Source organism: Escherichia sp. TC-EC600-tetX4, assembly GCF_019356055.1.
Lineage (GTDB): Bacteria > Pseudomonadota > Gammaproteobacteria > Enterobacterales > Enterobacteriaceae.
The window spans coordinates 2,199,594-2,222,991 of sequence record NZ_CP079924.1 but is presented as its reverse complement, the minus strand read 5'-3'; the positions used below and the strand labels follow the sequence as shown (position 1 = coordinate 2,222,991).

Here is a 23,398-nt window from a genome sequence, read left to right as displayed (position 1 = left end):
TGTTATTGATTTAAGGAATGTAAGGACACGTTATGCCAAGCGCCCACAGTGTTAAGCTACGCCCGCTGGAGCGTGAAGATTTACGCTATGTACATCAACTCGACAATAACGCCAGTGTGATGCGTTACTGGTTTGAGGAACCCTACGAAGCCTTTGTTGAACTCTCTGATCTGTATGATAAGCATATTCACGATCAGAGCGAACGGCGCTTTGTGGTGGAATGTGACGGCGAAAAAGCCGGTCTGGTGGAGCTGGTGGAAATTAACCATGTTCATCGCCGCGCAGAATTTCAGATAATTATCTCCCCGGAGTATCAGGGGAAAGGTCTGGCAACCCGTGCCGCCAAATTAGCAATGGACTATGGCTTTACCGTTCTCAATCTCTATAAGCTGTATCTGATCGTTGATAAAGAGAATGAAAAAGCGATTCACATTTACCGCAAGCTTGGCTTTTCGGTTGAAGGTGAATTGATGCACGAGTTCTTTATTAATGGTCAATATCGTAATGCCATTCGCATGTGTATATTCCAGCATCAGTATCTGGCAGAGCACAAAACACCGGGTCAGACTCTCCTGAAGCCGACCGCACAATAGCATTAATAATAATCGATCGTATTTTTGATGGTGTAAACCCGTTCGACGGCGGGTTTTACTCCTTCATCAACAATGATTAGCTGACAGTCCACCGGATTAGCGTGACTGTCATATTCACAGCTCTGTTTTACATTACCAACCCGTTGATTATTCAGTAAAGTAACCGCTGTGTAATCTAATTTTTTGATCGGATCCGTTGATGGCGTGGCGCTGACAGATAATGTTTTGTCGTTACTTTTCGTGGTTTTACCCAGCGGATAACCCTGATCATCATAGCGATATTCCATCTGCATTTGTTTGCTGCTGGCTTTAATCACGAAGCCATTATCATCGGTTTCCCAACTCACCCCGGCAGAAGGTAATTCTGCTAGCTGGCATTTTCCCTGTAAACGTACTCTCTTCTCCAGCGTCTCGGCATCACGGTAATAATTGGCGTCCAGTACCAGAGCGACCACGGTATTATTTTCCAGATCCAGTAATTCGAGTGAATCAAAACAGCCTTCTTCCGACAAAGTCCCAGAAACACGTTTCGTCACTTCACCTTGCTCATCCATTAATGTCTGAGTGAAATCTTTTACCGGACCACGCAGCGGATCAAAATCGAATTCATTAGAGAAACTGGCCATCTCAGGGGTAAATGAAAGTGTTACCTCTGTGCGGTCACATCCTGTGAGGAATATCGCGAGTAAGCATGGTAGTAATTTGTATTTCACAACAGTCACCAGAGAGTAGAGATGATTCTCAATCATAGTAGCAAATACAGTACTTTACACGTTAAATGCTATGCTTAAAGAAGTTATCTTCGCGTAAGGAGCTTATGATGAAACTCTCAACCTGCTGTGCCGCGCTTCTGCTCGCCCTCGCCTCACCCGCGGTACTCGCCGCGCCGGGATCCTGTGAGCGCATACAGAGCGATATATCACAGCGCATTATCAATAATGGCGTACCCGAAAGCAGCTTCACGTTAAGTATTGTACCCAATGACCAGGTTGATCAGCCTGATTCCCAGGTCGTCGGCCATTGCGCTAATGATACGCATAAAATTCTCTATACCCGCACCACCAGCGGTAACGTCTCTGCTCCCGCGCAGTCTAGCCAGGATGGCGCGCCTGCCGAACCGCAGTAACACATTATCGACTGAACGCCGGATATGACAAATCCGGCGATTTGAACATACAACATAATCCCACCTTATTACTCATACCCTTCTATTGATATGGATTAATAATTCTTAACCCAAAATGGGTAGACTCCCTCTATTGTTAGCGCGCTAAATATTCAATATATAAACTTTTATATAACGATAAAGAACAGGGAGTGAGTTATGTCCAAAAATGAACGAATGGTGGGCATCAGCCGCAGAACACTCGTTAAATCTACCGCGATAGGTTCTCTGGCGCTGGCTGCAGGCGGTTTTTCTTTGCCGTTTACCCTGCGCAATGCAGCAGCAGCGGTACAACAGGCCCGCGAAAAAGTGGTCTGGGGTGCCTGTTCCGTCAACTGTGGTAGCCGCTGTGCACTTCGTCTACATGTTAAAGATAATGAAGTGACCTGGGTGGAAACTGACAATACCGGCAGCGATGAGTACGGCAACCATCAGGTACGCGCCTGTTTGCGCGGTCGCTCCATCCGCCGGCGTATTAATCATCCCGATCGCTTGAATTACCCAATGAAACGCGTGGGCAAACGCGGCGAAGGCAAATTCGAACGGATTAGCTGGGATGAAGCCCTGGATACTATCGCCAGTAGCCTGAAGAAAACCGTCGAACAATATGGCAATGAGGCTGTATATATTCAGTACTCTTCGGGGATCGTTGGCGGCAATATGACCCGCTCTTCGCCATCAGCCTCGGCGGTCAAACGCCTGATGAACTGCTACGGCGGTTCACTCAACCAGTATGGCTCCTACAGCACTGCGCAAATTTCCTGTGCCATGCCCTACACCTACGGCAGTAATGATGGCAACAGCACCACGGATATTGAAAACAGCAAGCTGGTCGTGATGTTTGGTAACAACCCGGCAGAAACCCGCATGAGCGGTGGTGGCATCACTTATCTTCTTGAAAAAGCGCGCGAGAAATCGAACGCCAAAATGATTGTTATCGATCCGCGATATACCGATACGGCTGCCGGTCGTGAAGACGAATGGCTCCCTATTCGCCCGGGCACCGATGCCGCGCTGGTTGCGGGTATTGCCTGGGTATTGATTAACGAAAATCTCGTTGATCAACCTTTTCTCGATAAATACTGCGTCGGCTATGACGAAAAAACCTTACCCGCAGATGCACCCAAAAATGGTCACTATAAAGCCTATATTCTTGGTGAAGGTGACGATAAAACAGCGAAAACGCCGCAGTGGGCTTCGCAAATTACCGGTATCCCGGAGGACCGTATCATCAAACTGGCGCGTGAAATTGGCACAGCAAAACCCGCTTATATCTGCCAGGGCTGGGGGCCACAACGCCAGGCAAACGGCGAACTGACTGCACGCGCTATTGCTATGTTACCTATTTTGACGGGCAATGTCGGCATCAGCGGCGGAAATAGTGGCGCGCGTGAATCGACCTATACCATTACCATAGAACGCCTGCCGGTGCTGGATAATCCGGTCAAAACGTCAATCTCCTGCTTCAGCTGGACAGATGCTATCGATCATGGTCCGCAAATGACGGCAATCCGCGACGGCGTCCGCGGCAAAGATAAACTGGATGTGCCCATTAAGTTCATCTGGAACTACGCGGGAAATACCCTCGTTAATCAGCATTCTGACATCAACAAAACGCATGAAATTCTGCAGGACGAATCGAAATGCGAAATGATTGTGGTCATCGAAAACTTTATGACCTCATCGGCAAAATATGCCGACATTCTGCTGCCAGACCTGATGACCGTTGAGCAGGAAGATATTATTCCTAACGACTACGCCGGTAACATGGGATATCTCATTTTCCTCCAGCCTGTCACCAGCGAAAAATTCGAACGCAAACCGATTTACTGGATCCTGAGTGAAGTCGCGAAACGTCTTGGACCTGACGTCTATCAAAAGTTCACAGAAGGTCGCACGCAGGAACAATGGTTACAACATCTGTACGCCAAAATGCTTGCCAAAGATCCGGCGTTACCGTCTTACGACGAACTGAAAAAAATGGGTATCTATAAGCGTAAAGATCCCAATGGCCATTTTGTCGCCTACAAAGCATTTCGTGACGACCCCGAGGCAAATCCACTTAAAACGCCTTCCGGTAAGATTGAAATTTATTCCAGCAGGCTGGCGGAAATTGCCCGTACCTGGGAACTGGAAAAAGATGAAGTGATAAGCCCATTGCCAGTTTATGCCTCAACCTTTGAAGGCTGGAACTCCCCTGAACGTAGAACCTTCCCACTGCAACTGTTTGGTTTCCATTACAAATCCCGTACTCACTCGACCTACGGCAATATTGATCTCCTGAAGGCTGCCTGCCGTCAGGAGGTGTGGATCAACCCTATAGATGCGCAGAAACGTGGGATTGCCAACGGCGATATGGTGCGGGTGTTTAACCATCGTGGCGAAGTTCGGCTACCAGCCAAAGTAACACCACGTATTCTCCCTGGAGTTAGCGCTATGGGCCAGGGAGCCTGGCACGAGGCCAATATGTCTGGCGATAAAATCGACCATGGCGGCTGTGTGAATACGCTAACCACTCTGCGCCCTTCACCACTGGCGAAGGGAAACCCGCAGCACACTAATCTGGTCGAGATCGAAAAAATATAACCCACGACAACCATAAATTCTGGCATGACATTTTGTTTGAAAAGCAATAAGTGAGTAATGATGAAAATCCATACCACAGAGGCGCTCATGAAGGCTGAAATCAGCCGTAGAAGTCTGATGAAAACCTCCGCACTTGGCAGTCTTGCGCTGGCAAGCAGTGCTTTCACTCTGCCATTTTCCCAAATGGTCCGGGCGGCAGAGGCTCCGGTAGAAGAGAAAGCGGTCTGGAGTTCCTGCACCGTTAACTGCGGGAGCCGCTGTCTGTTACGTTTGCATGTGAAAGATGACACCGTGTACTGGGTGGAGTCTGATACGACAGGTGACGACGTCTACGGTAATCATCAGGTTCGAGCGTGTTTACGCGGGCGCTCTATCCGCCGACGGATGAATCATCCTGATAGGTTGAAATATCCCATGAAGCGCGTCGGCAAGCGCGGTGAAGGTAAATTTGAACGGATAAGTTGGGACGAAGCCCTGGATACCATCAGTGATAATCTTCGGCGGATCCTGAAAGATTACGGCAATGAGGCTGTACATGTCCTGTACGGAACAGGCGTAGATGGCGGAAACATCACCAACTCAAACGTCCCGTACCGTCTGATGAACTCTTGCGGTGGTTTTCTCAGTCGCTATGGCAGCTACAGTACCGCACAGATCAGTGCCGCAATGAGTTATATGTTCGGTGCCAATGATGGCAACAGCCCGGATGATATCGCCAATACGAAACTGGTCGTTATGTTCGGAAATAACCCGGCAGAAACGCGGATGAGCGGCGGTGGTGTCACTTACTACGTCGAGCAAGCCCGCGAACGTTCAAACGCACGCATGATCGTCATCGATCCACGTTATAACGACACTGCTGCCGGGCGTGAAGATGAATGGCTGCCCATTCGCCCTGGCACCGATGGCGCACTGGCCTGTGCGATTGCCTGGGTACTGATTACTGAAAACATGGTCGATCAGCCATTTCTCGACAAATATTGTGTTGGTTACGATGAAAAAACGCTGCCCGCCAACGCACCACGTAACGCGCATTATAAAGCCTATATTCTGGGCGAAGGGCCTGACGGCATAGCTAAAACGCCGGAATGGGCAGCAAAAATCACCAGCATCCCGGCAGAAAAAATTATCCAGTTGGCACGAGAGATCGGTTCAGCAAAACCTGCTTATATTTGTCAGGGTTGGGGGCCACAACGACATTCCAACGGCGAGCAAACATCCCGCGCTATTGCCATGCTTTCCGTTCTCACCGGCAACGTCGGCATAAACGGCGGCAACTCAGGCGTACGCGAAGGTAGCTGGGATCTGGGGGTAGAATGGTTCCCGATGCTCGAGAATCCTGTTAAAACGCAGATTTCCGTCTTTACATGGACAGATGCCATCGACCATGGTACGGAAATGACCGCGACCCGTGATGGTGTTCGTGGAAAAGAAAAACTGGATGTCCCCATCAAGTTTTTATGGTGCTACGCCAGTAACACATTGATCAATCAACATGGCGACATCAATCACACCCATGAGGTGCTTCAGGATGACAGCAAGTGCGAGATGATTGTTGGCATTGACCACTTCATGACGGCCTCGGCTAAGTATTGCGATATCCTGTTGCCCGACCTGATGCCAACAGAGCAAGAAGACCTTATCTCTCATGAATCTGCAGGGAATATGGGCTATGTGATCCTCGCCCAACCCGCAACCTCAGCAAAATTTGAACGCAAACCCATCTACTGGATGCTGAGTGAAGTCGCCAAACGCTTAGGACCAGACGTTTATCAAACCTTTACTGAAGGTCGCAGTCAGCATGAATGGATCAAATATCTCCATGCGAAAACGAAGGAACGTAACCCTGAGATGCCCGACTACGAGGAGATGAAAACGACCGGGATCTTTAAGAAAAAATGCCCGGAAGAACACTACGTCGCTTTCCGCGCATTCCGTGAAGATCCACAGGCAAACCCGTTGAAAACACCTTCGGGGAAAATCGAAATTTATTCTGAACGACTGGCGAAGATTGCAGATACCTGGGAATTGAAAAAAGATGAAATTATTCATCCCCTTCCTGCGTATACCCCAGGTTTTGATGGCTGGGACGATCCCCTGCGGAAAACCTATCCACTGCAGTTAACGGGCTTCCATTACAAAGCGCGTACCCACTCCAGCTACGGCAATATTGATGTGTTACAGCAGGCCTGCCCACAAGAGGTGTGGATCAACCCCATTGATGCTCAGGCACGCGGTATCCGTCATGGCGATACCGTGCGGGTATTTAACAATAATGGAGAAATGCTGATTGCCGCAAAAGTGACTCCGCGTATTCTGCCTGGCGTTACCGCCATCGGGCAAGGTGCGTGGCTTAAAGCGGATATGTTTGGTGACCGGGTCGATCACGGCGGCAGTATCAATATTCTGACCTCTCACCGCCCTTCACCGCTGGCAAAGGGAAACCCGTCGCACAGCAATCTTGTCCAGATCGAAAAGGTTTAAGGAGTAGCCCATGACCACACAATATGGATTTTTTATCGATTCCAGCCGCTGTACTGGCTGTAAAACCTGCGAACTGGCGTGCAAAGATTTTAAAGATCTTGGCCCGGAAGTCAGTTTCCGCCGTATTTATGAATACGCTGGCGGCGACTGGCAGGAAGATAATGGCGTCTGGCACCAGAACGTGTTCGCTTATTATCTCTCCATCTCCTGTAACCATTGCGATGACCCCGCATGTACAAAAGTCTGCCCCAGCGGCGCAATGCATAAGCGTGAAGATGGCTTTGTGGTGGTTGATGAAGATGTTTGTATCGGCTGCCGCTACTGCCACATGGCTTGTCCGTACGGCGCGCCACAGTACAATGCTGAAAAAGGGCACATGACGAAGTGCGATGGTTGTTATTCGCGCGTCGCCGAGGGGAAACAACCCATATGTGTCGAATCCTGCCCGCTGCGTGCACTTGAGTTCGGTCCAATTGAAGAGCTGCGCCAGAAGCACGGCACTCTTGCTGCCGTCGCGCCACTGCCGCGCGCGCATTTCACAAAACCCAATATCGTTATCAAACCTAACGCCAACAGCCGCCCGACCGGCGATACCACTGGTTATCTGGCTAATCCGGAGGAAGTGTAAAATGGGAAATGGATGGCATGAGTGGCCACTGGTTATCTTTACCGTATTGGGTCAATGCGTAGTAGGCGCGCTGATTGTTAGCGGAATTGGCTGGTTCGCCGCCAAAAATGACGCAGACCGTCAGCGTATTGTCCGTGGCATGTTTTTCCTCTGGCTGTTGATGGGCGTCGGGTTTATTGCCTCTGTCATGCACCTGGGATCGCCACTGCGGGCGTTTAACTCCCTGAATCGAATCGGAGCTTCTGGTCTGAGTAACGAGATTGCTGCCGGTTCCATATTTTTTGCCGTTGGCGGATTATGGTGGCTGGTGGCAGTCATCGGTAAAATGCCGCAAGCGTTGGGGAAACTCTGGTTACTTTTCAGCATGGCGCTCGGCGTCATTTTCGTCTGGATGATGACCTGCGTGTATCAAATCGACACCGTGCCAACCTGGCATAACGGTTACACTACGCTGGCTTTCTTCCTGACGGTATTGTTGAGCGGTCCAATACTTGCTGCCGCAATTCTGCGGGCAGCTCGCGTTACATTTAATACCACACCATTTGCCATCATTAGCGTTCTGGCGCTGATCGCTTGTGCCGGGGTGATTGTGCTGCAAGGTTTGTCTCTGGCGTCTATTCACTCATCCGTGCAACAAGCCAGCGCACTGGTACCAGATTACGCCTCCTTACAGGTCTGGCGTGTGGTATTGTTATGCGCAGGTCTTGGATGCTGGCTTTGCCCGCTCATTCGTCGCCGTGAACCTCACGTTGCCGGACTTATTCTGGGGCTAATCCTCATACTTGGCGGTGAGATGATCGGGCGTGTGCTCTTTTATGGCCTGCACATGACAGTAGGAATGGCTATTGCAGGTTAACAAATTGGTGCGGGGCAACCCGCACATTTCAGGATGTTAGGAATGACCCATTTTTCACAGCAAGATAATTTTTCTGTCGCGGCGCGCGTGTTGGGCGCGCTGTTTTATTACGCTCCAGAGAGTGCGGAAGCCGCACCTCTGGTTGCGGTACTCACCAGTGACGGCTGGGAAACTCAGTGGCCTCTACCAGAAGCGTCATTAGCGCCGCTGGTGACGGCTTTTCAGACACAGTGTGAAGAGACTCACGCCCAGGCCTGGCAGCGTTTGTTTGTCGGCCCGTGGGCACTGCCGTCTCCGCCGTGGGGGTCGGTCTGGCTGGATCGCGAATCTGTGCTGTTTGGCGATTCAACATTGGCACTTCGTCAGTGGATGCGCGAGAAAGGCATTCAGTTTGAAATGAAGCAAAACGAACCGGAAGATCATTTTGGTTCACTGCTGTTGATGGCTGCGTGGTTGGCGGAGAATGGTCGCCAGACAGAATGCGAAGAATTGCTGGCATGGCACCTTTTTCCGTGGTCAACACGTTTTCTTGATGTTTTTATCGAAAAAGCAGAACACCCTTTCTACCGTGCACTGGGTGAACTGGCTCGCTTAACGCTGGCGCAATGGCAATCACAACTGTTAATTCCTGTCGCGGTTAAACCGCTGTTTCGATAGGATCACCGTAATATTGCCGGATGGTGACGATTACGCGCAATCCGGCAATAATAGGTTACAGTGTCACGTTTTTTTATCTCTTAAAGCACGCACTGCTTTTGCGGCTGGCCTCTTTTGCCGCAAAATAGTCGCCCGTGTTTCATTGCCCATTTCTGCTCATGCATCATCTACACATCTATCCGGATCTGCGCACTATGTTCCACCGTCTGCTTATCGCAACAGTCGTCGGTATTCTCGCGGCCTTTGCCGTTGCCGGGTTTCGTCATGCGATGCTGCTACTGGAGTGGTTGTTCCTCAATAATGACTCCGGCAGTCTGGTCAATGCAGCGACAAACCTTTCCCCCTGGCGACGGTTGCTAACTCCGGCGCTCGGCGGACTGGCGGCGGGTTTGTTGCTGATGGGCTGGCAGAAATTTACCCAACAACGCCCTCATGCGCCGACCGATTATATGGAAGCGTTGCAAACCGATGGACAGTTCGATTACGCAGCAAGCCTGGTTAAATCGCTTGCCTCTCTGCTGGTAGTAACCAGCGGCAGTGCAATTGGTCGCGAAGGTGCGATGATTCTTTTAGCTGCCCTTGCCGCCTCCTGTTTTGCCCAACGTTTTACGCCACGCCAGGAGTGGAAATTATGGATCGCCTGTGGGGCCGCGGCGGGAATGGCTGCGGCCTATCGTGCCCCGCTTGCTGGCAGTTTATTTATAGCCGAAGTGCTGTTTGGCACTATGATGTTGGCCTCTCTCGGCCCGGTGATTATTTCCGCCGTCGTGGCATTGCTGGTTAGCAATCTGATTAATCATAGCGACGCGTTACTCTACAACGTACAACTCTCAGTGACGGTTCAGGCTCGTGACTATGCGCTGATTATCAGTACAGGTGTGCTGGCAGGTCTGTGCGGACCACTGTTGTTAACGTTAATGAACGCCTGTCATCGTGGATTTGTGAGTCTCAAACTTGCGCCGCCCTGGCAACTGGCACTAGGCGGGTTGATCGTGGGTCTGCTTTCCCTGTTCACACCTGCAGTGTGGGGCAACGGCTATAGCACCGTACAATCCTTTTTAACCGCCCCACCACTGTTAATGATCATTGCCGGGATCTTCCTTTGTAAACTGTGTGCCGTGCTGGCGAGTAGCGGTTCCGGCGCACCCGGTGGGGTCTTTACACCGACGCTATTTATCGGTCTTGCCATTGGCATGTTGTATGGTCGTAGCCTGGGATTATGGTTCCCTGATGGCGAAGAAATTACACTTTTACTCGGATTGACCGGGATGGCGACACTGTTGGCGGCGACCACGCACGCGCCGATTATGTCGACGTTGATGATATGTGAAATGACCGGGGAGTATCAGCTACTCCCCGGTTTATTGATTGCCTGCGTAATTGCGTCGGTAATTTCGCGGACGTTACACCGTGACTCTATCTACCGCCAGCACACTGCGCAGCATAGCTAAGCGGATGTATTGCCCCAGTTCACGCTGTTCGGCGCGCGGCAGATAAGGCAGTTCACCAATGAGCGGTGCCGGAAGTTTTTTACCCAGCACATCAATGATTTCCGCATAATGCGCCAGTCCTGGGTTGATTCGGTTAGCCACCCAGCCAATGAGCGGCAGCCCGTCGTTGGCGATCGCCTGAGCTGTTAGCAGTGCATGGTTAATGCAACCTTCCTGAATACCGACAACCATCAACACCGGCAGTTGTTCCTGCACTACCCATTCAGAGAGTGGACGCAAATCATTCATCAGACTGCGCCAGCCGCCAGTCCCTTCTACCACGACATGATCGACTTTTTCGGTCAGGTTTGCCAGGCCGTTTGAAATGAGGGTGTAATTGATTGGGCAACTGTGCGCCACGCTACTTTCTTCTTCGCTTAACGCGATAGGATTAACTGCTTCATAAGGCAGTTCGATGGTTGAAACACTCTGCAACACCAGGGCATCTTTATTACGCAGCCCTTCGGGTGTCTCTTTGCTCCCCTTCGCTACGGGTTTATATCCCGCAACCGTTTTTCCCTGGGAGGCTAACGCTTGTAGCAATGCGCGGGAAACCACCGTTTTCCCTACAGAAGTGTCTGTACCGGTAATAAAGAAACGCTTCAGCATCACTAACTCCACCGTTATGCTTCACAAATATAAACCAGGAAAATAATTAACCTTGAAAGTCTAAGTTATGCTTTCCTGGCCCAAATTGAGATAGCGCAAATTTTGGTAGAACAGTTAAAAAATGTTAACCCTGCAACAGACGAATCAACAAAGAACCGTTATACATCGCGTCTTTTACCAGTGCAGCGCCTGCCATCGTGCCCTGGTTAGAAAACTGAGTACTCTCAACGCTGATGTGCTGACTATACGCAGGAAGGGCCTGCTGACGGATGCTGTCTGAGATGACCGGGAAGAGGATATCTGCCGCTTTACTTAACGGTGAGCCAATCAGTATTTTTTGTGGGTTAAATAAATTCACCATGATGGCAAGAATGCGCCCGACATGCGCGCCCACCCCGGTAATGATGTCTTTTGCCAGTAGATCGCCGCGCAATGCCGCCTGACACAATGAGTCCACGGTTAACGGTTGTCCATGTAACATCGAGCTCATGGATTGATTAAGACGCAGCTGTGCCAGCTCAAGAATACTGTCCACGCTGGCGATGGTTTCGAGGCAGCCGTGATTCCCGCAATAACAGCGTTTCCCATACGGGTCGACCTGTGTGTGGCCTATTTCCACGAGACTACTGCTGCCTGCGTGTAGCAGATGACCATCGGTAATGACGCCCGCCCCCACGTTGTGATCGATAACCACCTGAATCACATCGCGCGCCCCGCGTGAGGCACCAAACAAGGCCTCTGCCATCGTCCATGCGCTGATATCATGCTGAATATAAACCGGAACGCCGGTATGCTGCTCCAGCGCCTCGCCGAGCGGCATCTCTTTTACATCCTCGTAGAACGGCATGCGATGTACAATACCATTTTCCGTATCAATAATTCCCGGCAAGGTTATGGCAATCGAAGTTAGACGCTCAAGTTTTTTCTGGTGGCGGATAAAAAACTGATCGATATGGGAAATAATACGATCCAGCAATGGCAAGTCATCTTTTAACGCCAGTTCCTGCGACTCTTCCACCACCAGTTTGCTGCTCAGATCGCGCAGAGCAAGGAAAATCTCCCCGCGACTAATGCGCAGAGAAAGATAGTGCCAGGCTTCAGTTTCAACCACCAGCCCCACCGCCGGACGGCCACGGTTCCCCGCTTCTTTGATTTCCAGCTCTTGCACCAGGTGTGCTTCGAGCATCTCACGGACAATTTTAGTGATACTGGCAGGAGCCAGTTGCGCCAGACGGGAAAGATCGATACGCGAGACTGGACCAAGCTGATCAATCAGGCGATAAACCGCGCCCGCGTTGGTCTGCTTTATTTGATCAATGTGCCCAGGCTGGTTTTCAGCAACCACCGCATACTCCCTATATTTTCGCGCTCCGAAATAATCTGTAGGCTATGGTGAAGCACTTCAATACGTGTCGTCAAATTTTTACTTAGGCATGTGATTAACAGCACATTTTTCGGGCTTTTTCGCTGAAATTTCCCTCACCTGAGAGCATTCAGCAGATGAATACGAAAGTTACGCGCAGCCGGACTTTGTTCATGATGTTTCGGCCAGACCAACCACATTTCAGAAACCGCATCCTCTTCAGCAATCGGCACCCAGCGCATTTCGTTGAGCTGAACACGTTTAAATGACGCAGGCAAAATTGAAACACCCAGACCGGCGGAAACCAGACCGATGATGGTCATTGCCTCGCCCACCTCCTGAGTGATGACGGGCGTCAAATGGTAACGTCGCATCAGCCCGAGAATATCGTCATACAGCCCTGTCCCGACGTGCGGATCAAAAAAGACAAAGGGTTCTTTCGCCAGTTCAGCCAGCGTTACATTCGGGTTATTTGCCAGGGGATGATCGTGCGGGATCATCGCCATAAGCGGTTCATGGACGATGACTGCGTGTTCAAGCGACTCCGGTAACGCTGTGTTACGCAGCAATCCCATATCCAGCGTTCCTTCAATGAGCGGAGCGATTTGCTCGCGAGTGTTCATTTCGCGGGTTTGTAAATGGACATCAGGATAATCACGGCGAAACAGCGATAACGTATCGGACACCGCCCGAATAAAAGGAGCCGACGAAGTAAAACCAATGCGCAACTCCCCCGCTTCACCCTGATGCAGCCTTTCAGCGCGAGCGGCAGCGTCATCCACCATAGACAGGATTTGCCGACTATCTGCAAGAAACTGTTTTCCTGCTGCCGTCAGCAATACACTGCGATTGGTTCGTGCCAGCAGTCGGGCACCAATTTGTTGCTCCAGCGCCTGAATCTGCTGACTTAGCGGCGGTTGCGAAATATTCAGGCGGGCAGCGGCGCGCCCGAAATGCAGCTCTTCCGCAACAGCAACAAAGTAACGCAGATGACGAAGTTCAATATTCATATTTAAAACATCTTATTTGAGATTATTAATATATTAGACAGAACAATTCGATTTTCCTACCCTATGTATAAGCCTGATCTACAGGCATATTTAGCAAGGATTTCAAGTGAGCCGTACTACAACTGTTGATGGCGCTCCGGCAAGCGACACTGACAAGCAAAGCATTTCTCAGCCAAATCAATTTATTAAACGCGGTACGCCGCAATTTATGCGCGTCACCCTGGCGCTGTTCTCTGCCGGACTGGCAACATTTGCACTTCTCTATTGTGTGCAGCCTATCCTTCCGGTGCTTTCGCAGGAGTTTGGCTTAACCCCCGCGAACAGTAGTATTTCACTGTCCATTTCCACGGCGATGTTGGCTATTGGTTTGCTGTTTACTGGCCCGCTATCCGATGCCATTGGTCGCAAACCAGTGATGGTCACGGCGCTACTGTTGGCCTCCATTTGTACGTTACTTTCGACAATGATGACCAGCTGGCACGGCATTTTGATTATGCGCGCCTTGATTGGGCTTTCGTTAAGTGGCGTGGCAGCTGTTGGCATGACTTATCTTAGCGAGGAAATCCATCCCAGTTTCGTGGCCTTTTCAATGGGGTTGTATATCAGCGGCAACTCAATTGGCGGCATGAGCGGACGCTTAATTAGCGGTGTCTTCACGGACTTTTTCAACTGGCGAATTGCTCTGGCGGCAATCGGTTGTTTCGCGCTGGCCTCGGCGTTGATGTTCTGGAAAATCCTCCCTGAATCACGCCATTTTCGCCCGACTTCGCTGCGCCCTAAGACGTTGTTTATCAACTTTCGTCTGCACTGGCGTGACCGGGGATTACCGTTATTGTTCGCAGAAGGCTTTTTGCTGATGGGGTCGTTCGTCACGCTGTTTAATTACATCGGCTATCGGTTGATGCTCTCCCCCTGGCATGTCAGTCAGGCCGTGGTTGGCTTATTATCGCTGGCTTATTTGACCGGTACATGGAGCTCACCCAAAGCCGGAACCATGACCACCCGCTATGGGCGTGGTCCAGTGATGTTGTTTTCGACGGGGGTTATGCTGTTTGGTTTACTGATGACCTTATTCAGCTCGCTGTGGCTGATCTTTGCCGGAATGTTACTCTTCTCAGCAGGATTCTTCGCAGCCCACTCAGTAGCCAGCAGCTGGATCGGCCCCCGCGCAAAACGCGCTAAAGGCCAGGCCTCCTCGCTGTATCTGTTCAGTTACTATCTGGGGTCGAGTATTGCCGGGACGCTGGGTGGTGTTTTCTGGCATAACTATGGCTGGAACGGCGTCGGCGCATTTATTGCTCTGATGCTGGTCATTGCTCTGCTGGTCGGGACGCGTTTGCATCGTCGTCTGCACGCCTGAAAAATAAGTCCGGACTGCGGTAAATACCCGTCCGGACTTATTGCCAGCTCAAACCAACGTTAATAGCCATCCTAAAATAGACGAAGCGCCAGCCAATTCCCGCAGCGCGTCTAGCGTCATCAGGATTATAAGTACCCAAATAAACGGATTCATTTTGCTGTGTGTCATTTATTACTGATGCGCAGTTATTCTACTGCTTTGTAAGTAGTAAAATAGTTAACCCGATCAAGACTACTATTATTGGTAGCTAAATTTCCCTTAAGTCACAATACGTTATTATCAACGCTGTAATTTATTCAGCGTTTGTACATATCGTTACACGCTGAAACCAACCACTCACGGAAGTCTGCCATTCCCAGGGATATAGTTATTTCAACGGCCCCGCAGTGGGGTTAAATGAAAAAACAAATTGAGGGTATGACAATGAAAAAAGTATTAGCTCTGGTTGTTGCCGCTGCTATGGGTCTGTCTTCTGCCGCCTTTGCTGCAGAGACTACGACCACACCTGCTCCGACTGCGACGACCACCAAAGCAGCGCCGGCGAAAACTACACATCATAAAAAACAGCATAAAGCAGCACCTGCCCAGAAAGCGCAGGCGGCTAAAAAGCATCATAAAAATACGAAAGCTGAACAGAAAGCCCCTGAACAAAAAGCGCAGGCAGCGAAGAAACACGCCAAGAAACACAGCCATCAGCAACCGGCAAAACCTGCTGCACAACCCGCAGCGTAAGTTTTCAACAGTAATGCTGGCGCGCCCCCTCGCGCCTGAAAATTACGGTGCTAAGCGGGTAACGTTTAGCACCGCCTTTAGCGGAGGGTAGTATGGTGGGCCGTTATCGCTTTGAGTTCATTCTGATCATCCTTATTTTATGCGCACTGATTACCGCCCGTTTTTATCTTTCCTGATTGTAGTTATCTGATTTTACTCCCACTTTCATCCCGTCCCGTCTATAGTATTTATGAGGGTTTGCTTTTAATAATCATAATTACCCACCAGAGTGTGATATGCGTACAACCATTGCTGTAGTGTTGGGTGCAATTAGTTTGACGTCTGCTTTTGTGTTTGCAGATAAACCAGACGTTGCCAGATCGGCAAACGATGAGGTCAGCACCCTGTTTTTTGGTCATGATGATCGTGTGCCAGTGAATGACACGACCCAATCACCGTGGGATGCGGTTGGGCAACTGGAAACGGCCAGCGGCAATTTATGTACGGCGACGCTGATTGCACCCAATCTGGCATTAACGGCAGGACACTGTTTATTGACACCTCCAAAGGGTAAAGCCGATAAAGCAGTGGCGCTGCGTTTTGTGTCAAATAAAGGTCTTTGGCGCTATGAGATCCACGACATAGAAGGCCGCGTTGATCCGACACTGGGAAAGCGGTTAAAAGCAGATGGGGATGGTTGGATTGTACCTCCCGCAGCCGCGCCGTGGGACTTCGGATTGATTGTGCTACGTAATCCCCCTTCTGGCATTACGCCGTTGCCGTTATTTGAGGGAGATAAAGCCGCGCTTACCGCCGCATTAAAAGCGGCAGGTCGTAAAGTGACTCAGGCAGGCTACCCTGAAGATCATCTCGATACGTTGTACAGTCATCAAAACTGTGAAGTGACTGGCTGGGCGCAAACGTCGGTGATGTCACATCAGTGCGATACCTTGCCGGGTGACAGCGGTTCGCCTCTGATGTTGCATACCGATGACGGCTGGCAATTAATTGGGGTGCAAAGTTCGGCTCCTGCCGCGAAAGATCGCTGGCGCGCCGATAACCGGGCCATTTCTGTTACCGGTTTTCGCGACAAGCTGGATCAACTGTCGCAAAAATAATGTTCAAACGCTGCCCGACAGCGCGGGCAGCGTCTTCATCAGGCAAGTTTCACCATGATCATTCCAGCCAACAGCAAGACCAGGCCAATCCAGCCTTTACGATTTAACCGTTGACCAAACAAGATCCAACCTGCGGCTAACGTGGCGGCAATACCAAACCCGCCCCACAATGCATAAGCGACAGACAAGTCGATCCCTTTAACGGCTTGAGAAAGCGCACTAAAGGCAGCCAGCACCGCCGCCAGGGAGAGCAAGCCAAATATTTTGCGACGAAAGCCGTCAGAAAATTTCAAAAAGACGTTAGCAACGATTTCCAGCACGATTGCCAATGCCAGCCAGGCGGCGTGAACCCATTCAAACTGCGCCATGGTTCACCTCCAGTTCAGGTTTACGCGCTTTACGGGTACCTGATTTTATCAACACAATCCCGGCGACCAGGGTGGTTAACCCGGCAATTTTCATCAGCGATAAACTTTCGTCGAATAACAAAACGCTAAACAAGGTAATAAATAAAATACCGATACCTTCCCACAGCGCATAAGCTACGCCTAAGGCGATTTTTTTAACGGCGAAAGAGAGAAATATATACGACAGAGAAATCATCACCAGCATTAAAATAAAGCCGCCATTTCCCTCACTGACGCTCGCCCATTTCATTGACAGCGTACCGGTAATTTCTGTAGCAATAGCCAGACCTAATAAAATCCAATAAATATACATTGTCCTTCTCCTGCAAGAGAATTATTTTAATTTTCGCTTAATTCAGCGAAACCAAAGTAAAGTGGTCAAGCCCCGCGCATAGCGCAAGCTTTGGCAGAAGAAAGGACTAAAGCGCGTTGCGCCAGTGCTGCTCACCTACGAGCAAGATAGTGGATGAGGTACGAAGATGGGTAAATGTAGAAAATAACGTCCTGAACAAATTGTCCATAATATTACAATTATCCGCAGTGTTGCTTCTCGTCATCGCGGATGATAATTGTCCTCGGTAGTTGAACACGCCTGATTTGTATCATAGCTTAAGAATTAACTCAAAATATTTTCACTTCTTTACCTGAGCGGTTTGATTTTCGTTATGATGACGGAGCGAAAAAGACATTATTATTAGCAAAGGAAGAAAAAACGGGGACAAGCATGGCAAAGCCGATCATCACGCTCAATGGCCTAAAAATCGTCATTATGTTGGGAATGCTGGTCATTATTCTCTGCGGTATCCGTTTTGCCGCCGAGATCATCGTGCCGTTTATTCTCGCATTATTTATTGCTGTTATTCTTAACCCGCTGGTGCAACACATGGTCCGCTGGCGTGTGCCGCGTGTACTGGCGGTGTCGATTTTGATGACCATCATCGTGATGGCGATGGTGTTGCTATTAGCTTATCTGGGTTCCGCGCTCAACGAGTTGACGCGGACGTTACCGCAATATCGCAACTCTATTATGACGCCGCTGCAAGCGCTTGAACCGTTGTTGCAACGCGTAGGGATTGACGTCTCAGTTGACCAGCTGGCGCATTATATTGATCCGAACGCGGCGATGACGTTGCTCACCAACTTATTGACGCAGTTATCTAATGCCATGTCATCAATATTTTTATTGCTGCTGACGGTGCTGTTTATGCTGCTCGAAGTGCCACAATTGCCCGGAAAATTTCAGCAAATGATGGCGCGTCCGGTTGAAGGGATGGCGGCGATTCAACGTGCGATTGACAGTGTTTCTCATTATCTGGTGCTGAAAACAGCCATCAGCATCATCACCGGCCTGGTCGCCTGGGCGATGCTCGCCGCACTCGATGTTCGCTTCGCTTTTGTCTGGGGATTGCTGGCCTTTGCGCTTAATTACATCCCGAATATTGGTTCAGTCCTCGCGGCAATCCCCCCTATCGCTCAGGTACTGGTGTTTAATGGCTTCTACGAAGCGTTGCTGGTGCTGGCGGGATATCTGCTGATTAATCTGGTCTTCGGCAATATTCTGGAGCCGCGTATCATGGGGCGTGGGCTGGGGCTTTCCACATTGGTGGTATTTTTGTCGTTGATTTTTTGGGGATGGTTGTTAGGACCGGTGGGTATGCTGCTTTCCGTGCCGTTGACAATTATTGTCAAAATTGCGCTTGAACAAACAGCGGGAGGTCAAAGCATCGCCGTTCTGTTAAGCGATCTCAATAAAGAGTGACGGCCTCAGCAGAGGCCGTCAGGGTTACAGAGCTTTCAGGATTGCATCCACGCTGGCTTTGGCGTCACCAAACAGCATGTGGGTGTTTTCCTTGAAGAACAGCGGGTTTTGCACACCAGCATAGCCAGTGTTCATCGAACGTTTAAAGACAATCACGTTCTGCGCTTTCCACACTTCCAGCACAGGCATACCAGCAATCGGACTCTTCGGATCATCCTGCGCCGCCGGGTTAACCGTATCGTTAGCACCAATCACCAGTACGGTATCGGTATCAGCAAAGTCATCATTGATCTCGTCCATTTCCAGCACGATGTCATACGGTACTTTTGCTTCAGCCAGCAATACGTTCATATGTCCAGGCAAACGCCCCGCGACCGGGTGGATACCGAAACGCACATTAATACCACGAGCGCGCAATTTCTCAGTAATTTCAGCGACAGGATATTGCGCCTGCGCGACTGCCATGCCGTACCCCGGAGTAATGATCACTGAATGGGAGTTTTTCAGCAGTTCCGCTGTCTCTTCTGCGGTGATTTCGCGGTGCTCACCCACTTCCTGATCATCGCCAGTAGAAGAGCCGTCGGTGCCGAAACCACCCGCAATAACGCTGATAAAGGAACGGTTCATCGCCTTACACATAATGTAAGAAAGGATAGCCCCCGAAGAACCGACCAGCGCACCGGTCACAATCAGCAGGTCGTTGCTGAGCATAAAGCCCGCAGCCGCAGCCGCCCAGCCGGAGTACGAGTTCAGCATCGACACCACCACTGGCATATCTGCACCACCGATGGAGGCGACTAAATGCCAGCCGAATACCAGCGCAATTGCGGTCATTATCAGCAATGCCAGCACTTGCAGGCCGACGCTGTCCGTGCGAACAAATACAATCAGCAGCAGGAAGGAAACGACCAGAGCCGCCAGGTTCATTTTGTGACGGTTTGGCAGCATCAATGGTTTAGACGAAATCTTGCCACACAGTTTGCCGAACGCCACCACCGAACCCGTGAACGTTACCGCCCCGATGAAGATACCGAGGAACACTTCCGTCAGGTGAATATTGACCAGAATCGGTGCCATTCCCGCGTCATGATGCAGATAGCTGTTAAAGCCAACCAGCACTGCCGCCAGACCCACGAAGCTATGCAGGATCGCCACCAGTTCTGGCATTTCGGTCATTTCAACTTTCTTCGCCAGACGGATACCAATTGCCCCACCAATGACCATCGCCAGCAAGATCCAGCCAACATTACCCGTATCCGGTCCAAAAATGGTTGCGATTAACGCAATCGCCATCCCGGCGATACCGAAGTTGTTACCCTGGCGAGACGTTTCATGTTTCGAAAGACCGGCCAGACTGAAGATAAACAGGATCGCGGCAACAATGTATGCAGCTGTAACTAATCCTCCAGACATATGTTACCCCTTAATTTTTGCGGAACATTTTCAGCATGCGCTGAGTCACGGTGAAGCCACCGAAAATATTAATGCTGGCTATAAGCACCGCGATAAAACTAAGGAAGCTAACCCAGCCGCCCTGGCCAATCTGCAACAGTGCTCCGACAACAATAATCCCTGAAATCGCGTTGGTGACCGACATCAACGGTGTATGCAGCGCGTGCGATACATTCCACACCACGTAATAACCGACAACGCAGGCCAGCGCGAAAACGGTGAAGTGCCCAAGGAATTCTTTCGGCGCAACGCTTGCCATCCAGCCAAAAAGAATGATTGCCAGCGCCATCAACGCGTATTTACGCCACGGTGAGCAGGTACATTTTTCCTCAGTTTTCACTTCCGGTGCCGCTTTTTGTGCCGCCTGCGGCTGAGCTGATACCTGAATCGGCGGTGCCGGCCAGGTAATTTCGCCCGCACGGATCACGGTCACGCCGCGAATCACCACATCATCAAAATCAACAGTGATATTGCCGTCTTTCTCTTTGCACAACAGTTTCAGCAGATTAACGAGGTTTGTGCCGTAAAGCTGTGAGGATTGCGTCGGCAGACGGCCCGGAAGATCGGTATAACCAATCACTTTGACACCATTTTCCGTAGTGAAGATTTCACCCGGCACGGTGTATTCACAGTTGCCGCCGTTTTGGGCTGCCAGGTCGACAATCACACTGCCCGCCTTCATGGAGTCAACCATTTCACGGGTAATTAGCTTCGGCGCTGGTTTGCCTGGAATAAGCGCGGTGGTGACAATGATATCGACCTCTTTTGCCTGGGCGGCAAAGAGTTCCATTTCCGCTTTGATGAACGCGTCCGACATCACTTTGGCATAGCCATCGCCGCTGCCAGCTTCCTCTTTAAAATCCAGCTCGAGGAATTCCGCGCCCATACTTTGAACTTGTTCTTTCACTTCCGGGCGGGTGTCGAATGCACGCACAATCGCGCCGAGACTGTTTGCTGCGCCAATGGCGGCCAGACCTGCAACACCCGCACCAATCACCATCACTTTTGCCGGTGGCACTTTCCCGGCCGCAGTAATTTGCCCGGTAAAGAAGCGCCCAAATTCATGTGCCGCTTCAACAATGGCGCGATAACCGGCGATGTTCGCCATCGAGCTTAGTGCGTCCAGCGATTGTGCGCGTGAGATACGCGGCACAGAGTCCATCGCCATCACGGTCACGTTACGTTCCGCAAGTTTTTGCATTAATTCCGGATTCTGCGCAGGCCAGATAAAACTCACCAGCGTTGTCCCAGGATTCAGTAACGCAATTTCATCATCTAACGGCGCATTGACCTTCAGAATGATCTCTGACTGCCAGACGCTATTCCCTTCTACAATTTCAGCGCCCGCTTGCACAAACGCTTTATCGTCAAAACTTGCCAGTTGACCCGCGCCGCTCTCTACCGCGACGGTAAAACCCAGTTTCAGCAGCTGTTCCACTGTTTTTGGCGTTGCTGCAACACGGGTTTCATTGGTTAACCGTTCTCTTGGTATGCCAATTCGCATGATATTCCCTTCCATCGGTTTTATTGATGATGGTTTGCCTGTGTCAGGAGCCACACAAGCTGCTCATGTACGAGCTAAATGTTACTCCGTTAAAATAAATTAGTAACAAACGCCCTATAACGTACTGAAAATTATGCCTGTGATCTAGCGCCAAAAATCAGTATTTCGGCGTGAACTCGCAAAATATTAACGATTCAGCCGTGATAGTGGGATAAACACCTTAGAACGCCGGATAAAGACTGATAATTGTCTTCGACGGTCGGGTAAAACGAGACATCGCCCCGGCACGAATCACTACTTAACATTAAATTAACTTATACAATTCAGTTGCTTCAGTAGTAATGATGCTGATACGGCTGTTTTTTAAGCATAGACGGTCATTTGAGCAGGATTAAAATTGGCTTAAGGAATGTGATATGAAAAATGACGCAGACAGTTACACCGTTTAAATGCAATAATCAGCCACGTTTCTCGTTAATAACAATACCAGTACCTGGTTTGCGCAAGGCGAAGGATTATTTTTATGAAGCTTAAGAACACCCTCCTGGCGTCGGCACTGCTTTCTGCTATGGCATTCTCCGTTAACGCAGCAACAGAACTGACACCGGAGCAAGCGGCAGCGGTTAAACCTTTTGACCGTGTAGTGGTTACCGGTCGTTTTAATGCTATTGGCGAAGCGGTGAAAGCCGTTTCTCGTCGCGCAGATAAAGAAGGTGCCGCCTCTTTTTATGTTGTCGACACTTCTGATTTTGGTAACAGCGGTAACTGGCGTGTGGTCGCTGACCTCTATAAAGCCGATGCTGAAAAAGCAGAAGAAACAAGTAATCGCGTAATTAACGGTGTTGTCGAACTGCCGAAAGATCAGGCTGTTCTGATTGAACCGTTTGACACGGTCACCGTCCAGGGCTTCTATCGTAGCCAGCCAGAAGTCAATGATGCCATCACCAAAGCGGCAAAAGCGAAAGGTGCCTACTCTTTCTACATCGTTCGTCAAATCGATGCCAACCAGGGCGGCAACCAGCGTATTACTGCATTCATCTATAAAAAAGATGCTAAGAAACGTATCGTCCAGAGCCCGGATGTGATCCCGGCAGATTCCGAAGCAGGACGTGCAGCTCTGGCTGCCGGTGGCGAAGCCGCGAAGAAAGTTGAGATCCCGGGTGTTGCGACTACCGCATCACCAAGTTCTGAAGTCGGTCGCTTCTTTGAAACCCAGTCATCAAAAGGCGGGCGTTACACCGTCACGCTCCCGGATGGCACTAAAGTCGAAGAACTGAACAAAGCGACCGCAGCGATGATGGTCCCGTTCGACAGCATCAAATTCTCTGGCAACTACGGCAACATGACCGAAGTCTCCTATCAGGTTGCGAAACGTGCCGCGAAGAAAGGTGCTAAGTATTACCACATCACCCGCCAGTGGCAGGAACGTGGTAATAACCTGACCGTCAGCGCAGATCTGTATAAATAACTATTCAGTTACTCCTATAAGGCGGCTTGATGCCGCCTTTCGCATTTTTAGTCACAAATTTCCCCGCGACCATTGCATGCAGACACATCTCTTCGTAAAATCCCGCGCTTCAGTGGCAAACTCCATTTTTATGCGTTTTGCCCTAATATTTATTCTTCTTATCACGTTTTAATCACTG

General features: G+C 50.2%; 23 protein-coding genes. 14 read left to right on the top strand and 9 right to left on the bottom strand.

Features of this window, described 5'->3' with window-relative positions; all coding sequences use genetic code 11:
• The first annotated feature begins 32 nt into the window (after positions 1-32).
• Complete coding sequence (gene speG, locus KXD89_RS10685) at positions 33-593, top strand: spermidine N1-acetyltransferase (protein WP_001138581.1); 561 nt, start codon at positions 33-35, stop codon at positions 591-593.
• A 2-nt stretch (positions 594-595) separates the two neighbouring features.
• Here the strand turns inward: speG and KXD89_RS10680 are convergent, their stop codons facing one another.
• Entirely contained in the window at positions 596-1,306 is a 711-nt protein-coding gene (locus KXD89_RS10680; protein ID WP_001321287.1) for a YnfC family lipoprotein, read from the bottom strand.
• Between the two features lie 107 nt (positions 1,307-1,413).
• On the opposite strand from KXD89_RS10680, the gene KXD89_RS10675 reads away from it, so the two are divergent.
• The 7 genes from KXD89_RS10675 (at position 1,414) to clcB (ending at position 10,420) form a co-directional block, all read left to right on the top strand.
• A complete protein-coding gene (locus tag KXD89_RS10675) occupies positions 1,414-1,719 on the top strand; it encodes a DUF1161 domain-containing protein (protein WP_001300836.1) in 306 nt (101 codons plus the stop codon).
• Between the two features lie 198 nt (positions 1,720-1,917).
• Positions 1,918-4,344, top strand: a complete 2,427-nt coding sequence (gene ynfE / locus KXD89_RS10670) for a selenate/tellurate reductase subunit YnfE (protein ID WP_000041675.1) — start codon at positions 1,918-1,920, stop codon at positions 4,342-4,344.
• A 60-nt stretch (positions 4,345-4,404) separates the two neighbouring features.
• On the top strand, positions 4,405-6,828 hold the full coding sequence (gene ynfF / locus KXD89_RS10665) for a selenate/tellurate reductase subunit YnfF (RefSeq protein WP_001340362.1): 2,424 nt from the start codon (positions 4,405-4,407) through the stop codon (positions 6,826-6,828).
• Between the two features lie 10 nt (positions 6,829-6,838).
• Positions 6,839-7,456: a DMSO reductase like molybdoenzyme iron-sulfur subunit YnfG gene (gene ynfG, locus KXD89_RS10660; RefSeq protein WP_000213028.1), complete on the top strand. Its 618-nt coding sequence runs from the start codon at positions 6,839-6,841 to the stop codon at positions 7,454-7,456.
• 1 nt (position 7,457) lies between these two features.
• Positions 7,458-8,312 carry a selenate reductase membrane anchor subunit YnfH gene (gene ynfH, locus KXD89_RS10655; RefSeq protein WP_000526503.1) on the top strand — a complete coding sequence of 285 codons (855 nt, stop codon included), beginning with the start codon at positions 7,458-7,460 and terminating at the stop codon, positions 8,310-8,312.
• Between the two features lie 42 nt (positions 8,313-8,354).
• Positions 8,355-8,969 (top strand): Tat proofreading chaperone DmsD, encoded by a 615-nt coding sequence (dmsD, locus tag KXD89_RS10650; protein WP_000148710.1) that lies wholly within the window; start codon positions 8,355-8,357, stop codon positions 8,967-8,969.
• 158 nt (positions 8,970-9,127) lie between these two features.
• Complete coding sequence (gene clcB, locus KXD89_RS10645; protein ID WP_071592181.1) at positions 9,128-10,420, top strand: voltage-gated ClC-type chloride channel ClcB; 1,293 nt, start codon at positions 9,128-9,130, stop codon at positions 10,418-10,420.
• On the opposite strand, the gene bioD is transcribed toward clcB, so the two are convergent.
• The 3 genes from bioD to KXD89_RS10630 form a co-directional block, all read right to left on the bottom strand.
• On the bottom strand, positions 10,373-11,068 hold the full coding sequence (bioD, locus tag KXD89_RS10640) for a dethiobiotin synthase (protein WP_000919231.1): 696 nt from the start codon (positions 11,066-11,068) through the stop codon (positions 10,373-10,375). The two genes, clcB and bioD, sit on opposite strands and share 48 nt — an antisense overlap.
• Before the next feature lie 124 nt (positions 11,069-11,192).
• Positions 11,193-12,413 (bottom strand): sugar metabolism global transcriptional regulator Mlc, encoded by a 1,221-nt coding sequence (mlc, locus tag KXD89_RS10635; protein ID WP_000225262.1) that lies wholly within the window; start codon positions 12,411-12,413, stop codon positions 11,193-11,195.
• A gap of 134 nt (positions 12,414-12,547) precedes the next feature.
• A complete protein-coding gene (locus KXD89_RS10630; protein ID WP_001019525.1) occupies positions 12,548-13,441 on the bottom strand; it encodes a LysR family transcriptional regulator in 894 nt (297 codons plus the stop codon).
• Between the two features lie 106 nt (positions 13,442-13,547).
• On the opposite strand from KXD89_RS10630, the gene KXD89_RS10625 reads away from it, so the two are divergent.
• Positions 13,548-14,801: an MFS transporter gene (locus tag KXD89_RS10625; RefSeq protein WP_000091840.1), complete on the top strand. Its 1,254-nt coding sequence runs from the start codon at positions 13,548-13,550 to the stop codon at positions 14,799-14,801.
• A gap of 48 nt (positions 14,802-14,849) precedes the next feature.
• On the opposite strand, the gene KXD89_RS22560 is transcribed toward KXD89_RS10625, so the two are convergent.
• Positions 14,850-14,921 (bottom strand): hypothetical protein, encoded by a 72-nt coding sequence (locus KXD89_RS22560; RefSeq protein ID WP_211114082.1) that lies wholly within the window; start codon positions 14,919-14,921, stop codon positions 14,850-14,852.
• Between the two features lie 303 nt (positions 14,922-15,224).
• On the opposite strand from KXD89_RS22560, the gene asr reads away from it, so the two are divergent.
• From asr to KXD89_RS10605, 3 genes are all read left to right on the top strand, one after another.
• Positions 15,225-15,533, top strand: a complete 309-nt coding sequence (gene asr, locus KXD89_RS10615; RefSeq protein WP_001340364.1) for an acid resistance repetitive basic protein Asr — start codon at positions 15,225-15,227, stop codon at positions 15,531-15,533.
• 92 nt (positions 15,534-15,625) lie between these two features.
• On the top strand, positions 15,626-15,709 hold the full coding sequence (locus tag KXD89_RS10610; RefSeq protein WP_000233093.1) for a stationary phase-induced protein: 84 nt from the start codon (positions 15,626-15,628) through the stop codon (positions 15,707-15,709).
• 99 nt (positions 15,710-15,808) lie between these two features.
• Positions 15,809-16,630 (top strand): serine protease, encoded by an 822-nt coding sequence (locus KXD89_RS10605; RefSeq protein WP_001260865.1) that lies wholly within the window; start codon positions 15,809-15,811, stop codon positions 16,628-16,630.
• A gap of 38 nt (positions 16,631-16,668) precedes the next feature.
• On the opposite strand, the gene mdtI is transcribed toward KXD89_RS10605, so the two are convergent.
• The gene (mdtI, locus tag KXD89_RS10600) at positions 16,669-16,998 is read right to left on the bottom strand and encodes a multidrug/spermidine efflux SMR transporter subunit MdtI (protein WP_000046661.1); all 330 of its coding nucleotides are present in this window, start codon (positions 16,996-16,998) and stop codon (positions 16,669-16,671) included.
• A complete protein-coding gene (gene mdtJ / locus KXD89_RS10595; protein WP_000276149.1) occupies positions 16,985-17,350 on the bottom strand; it encodes a multidrug/spermidine efflux SMR transporter subunit MdtJ in 366 nt (121 codons plus the stop codon). Before mdtJ ends, mdtI begins: the two co-directional genes overlap by 14 nt.
• Before the next feature lie 411 nt (positions 17,351-17,761).
• On the opposite strand from mdtJ, the gene tqsA reads away from it, so the two are divergent.
• On the top strand, positions 17,762-18,796 hold the full coding sequence (gene tqsA, locus KXD89_RS10585) for an AI-2 transporter TqsA (RefSeq protein WP_001118241.1): 1,035 nt from the start codon (positions 17,762-17,764) through the stop codon (positions 18,794-18,796).
• A gap of 24 nt (positions 18,797-18,820) precedes the next feature.
• Here the strand turns inward: tqsA and pntB are convergent, their stop codons facing one another.
• Positions 18,821-20,209: a Re/Si-specific NAD(P)(+) transhydrogenase subunit beta gene (pntB, locus tag KXD89_RS10580; RefSeq protein WP_000014036.1), complete on the bottom strand. Its 1,389-nt coding sequence runs from the start codon at positions 20,207-20,209 to the stop codon at positions 18,821-18,823.
• A 10-nt stretch (positions 20,210-20,219) separates the two neighbouring features.
• Entirely contained in the window at positions 20,220-21,752 is a 1,533-nt protein-coding gene (gene pntA, locus KXD89_RS10575; protein WP_001300486.1) for a Re/Si-specific NAD(P)(+) transhydrogenase subunit alpha, read from the bottom strand.
• A gap of 523 nt (positions 21,753-22,275) precedes the next feature.
• Here pntA and ydgH point away from each other — a divergent pair.
• Positions 22,276-23,220 (top strand): DUF1471 family protein YdgH, encoded by a 945-nt coding sequence (ydgH, locus tag KXD89_RS10570; RefSeq protein ID WP_000769303.1) that lies wholly within the window; start codon positions 22,276-22,278, stop codon positions 23,218-23,220.
• Positions 23,221-23,398: the final 178 nt, after the last annotated feature.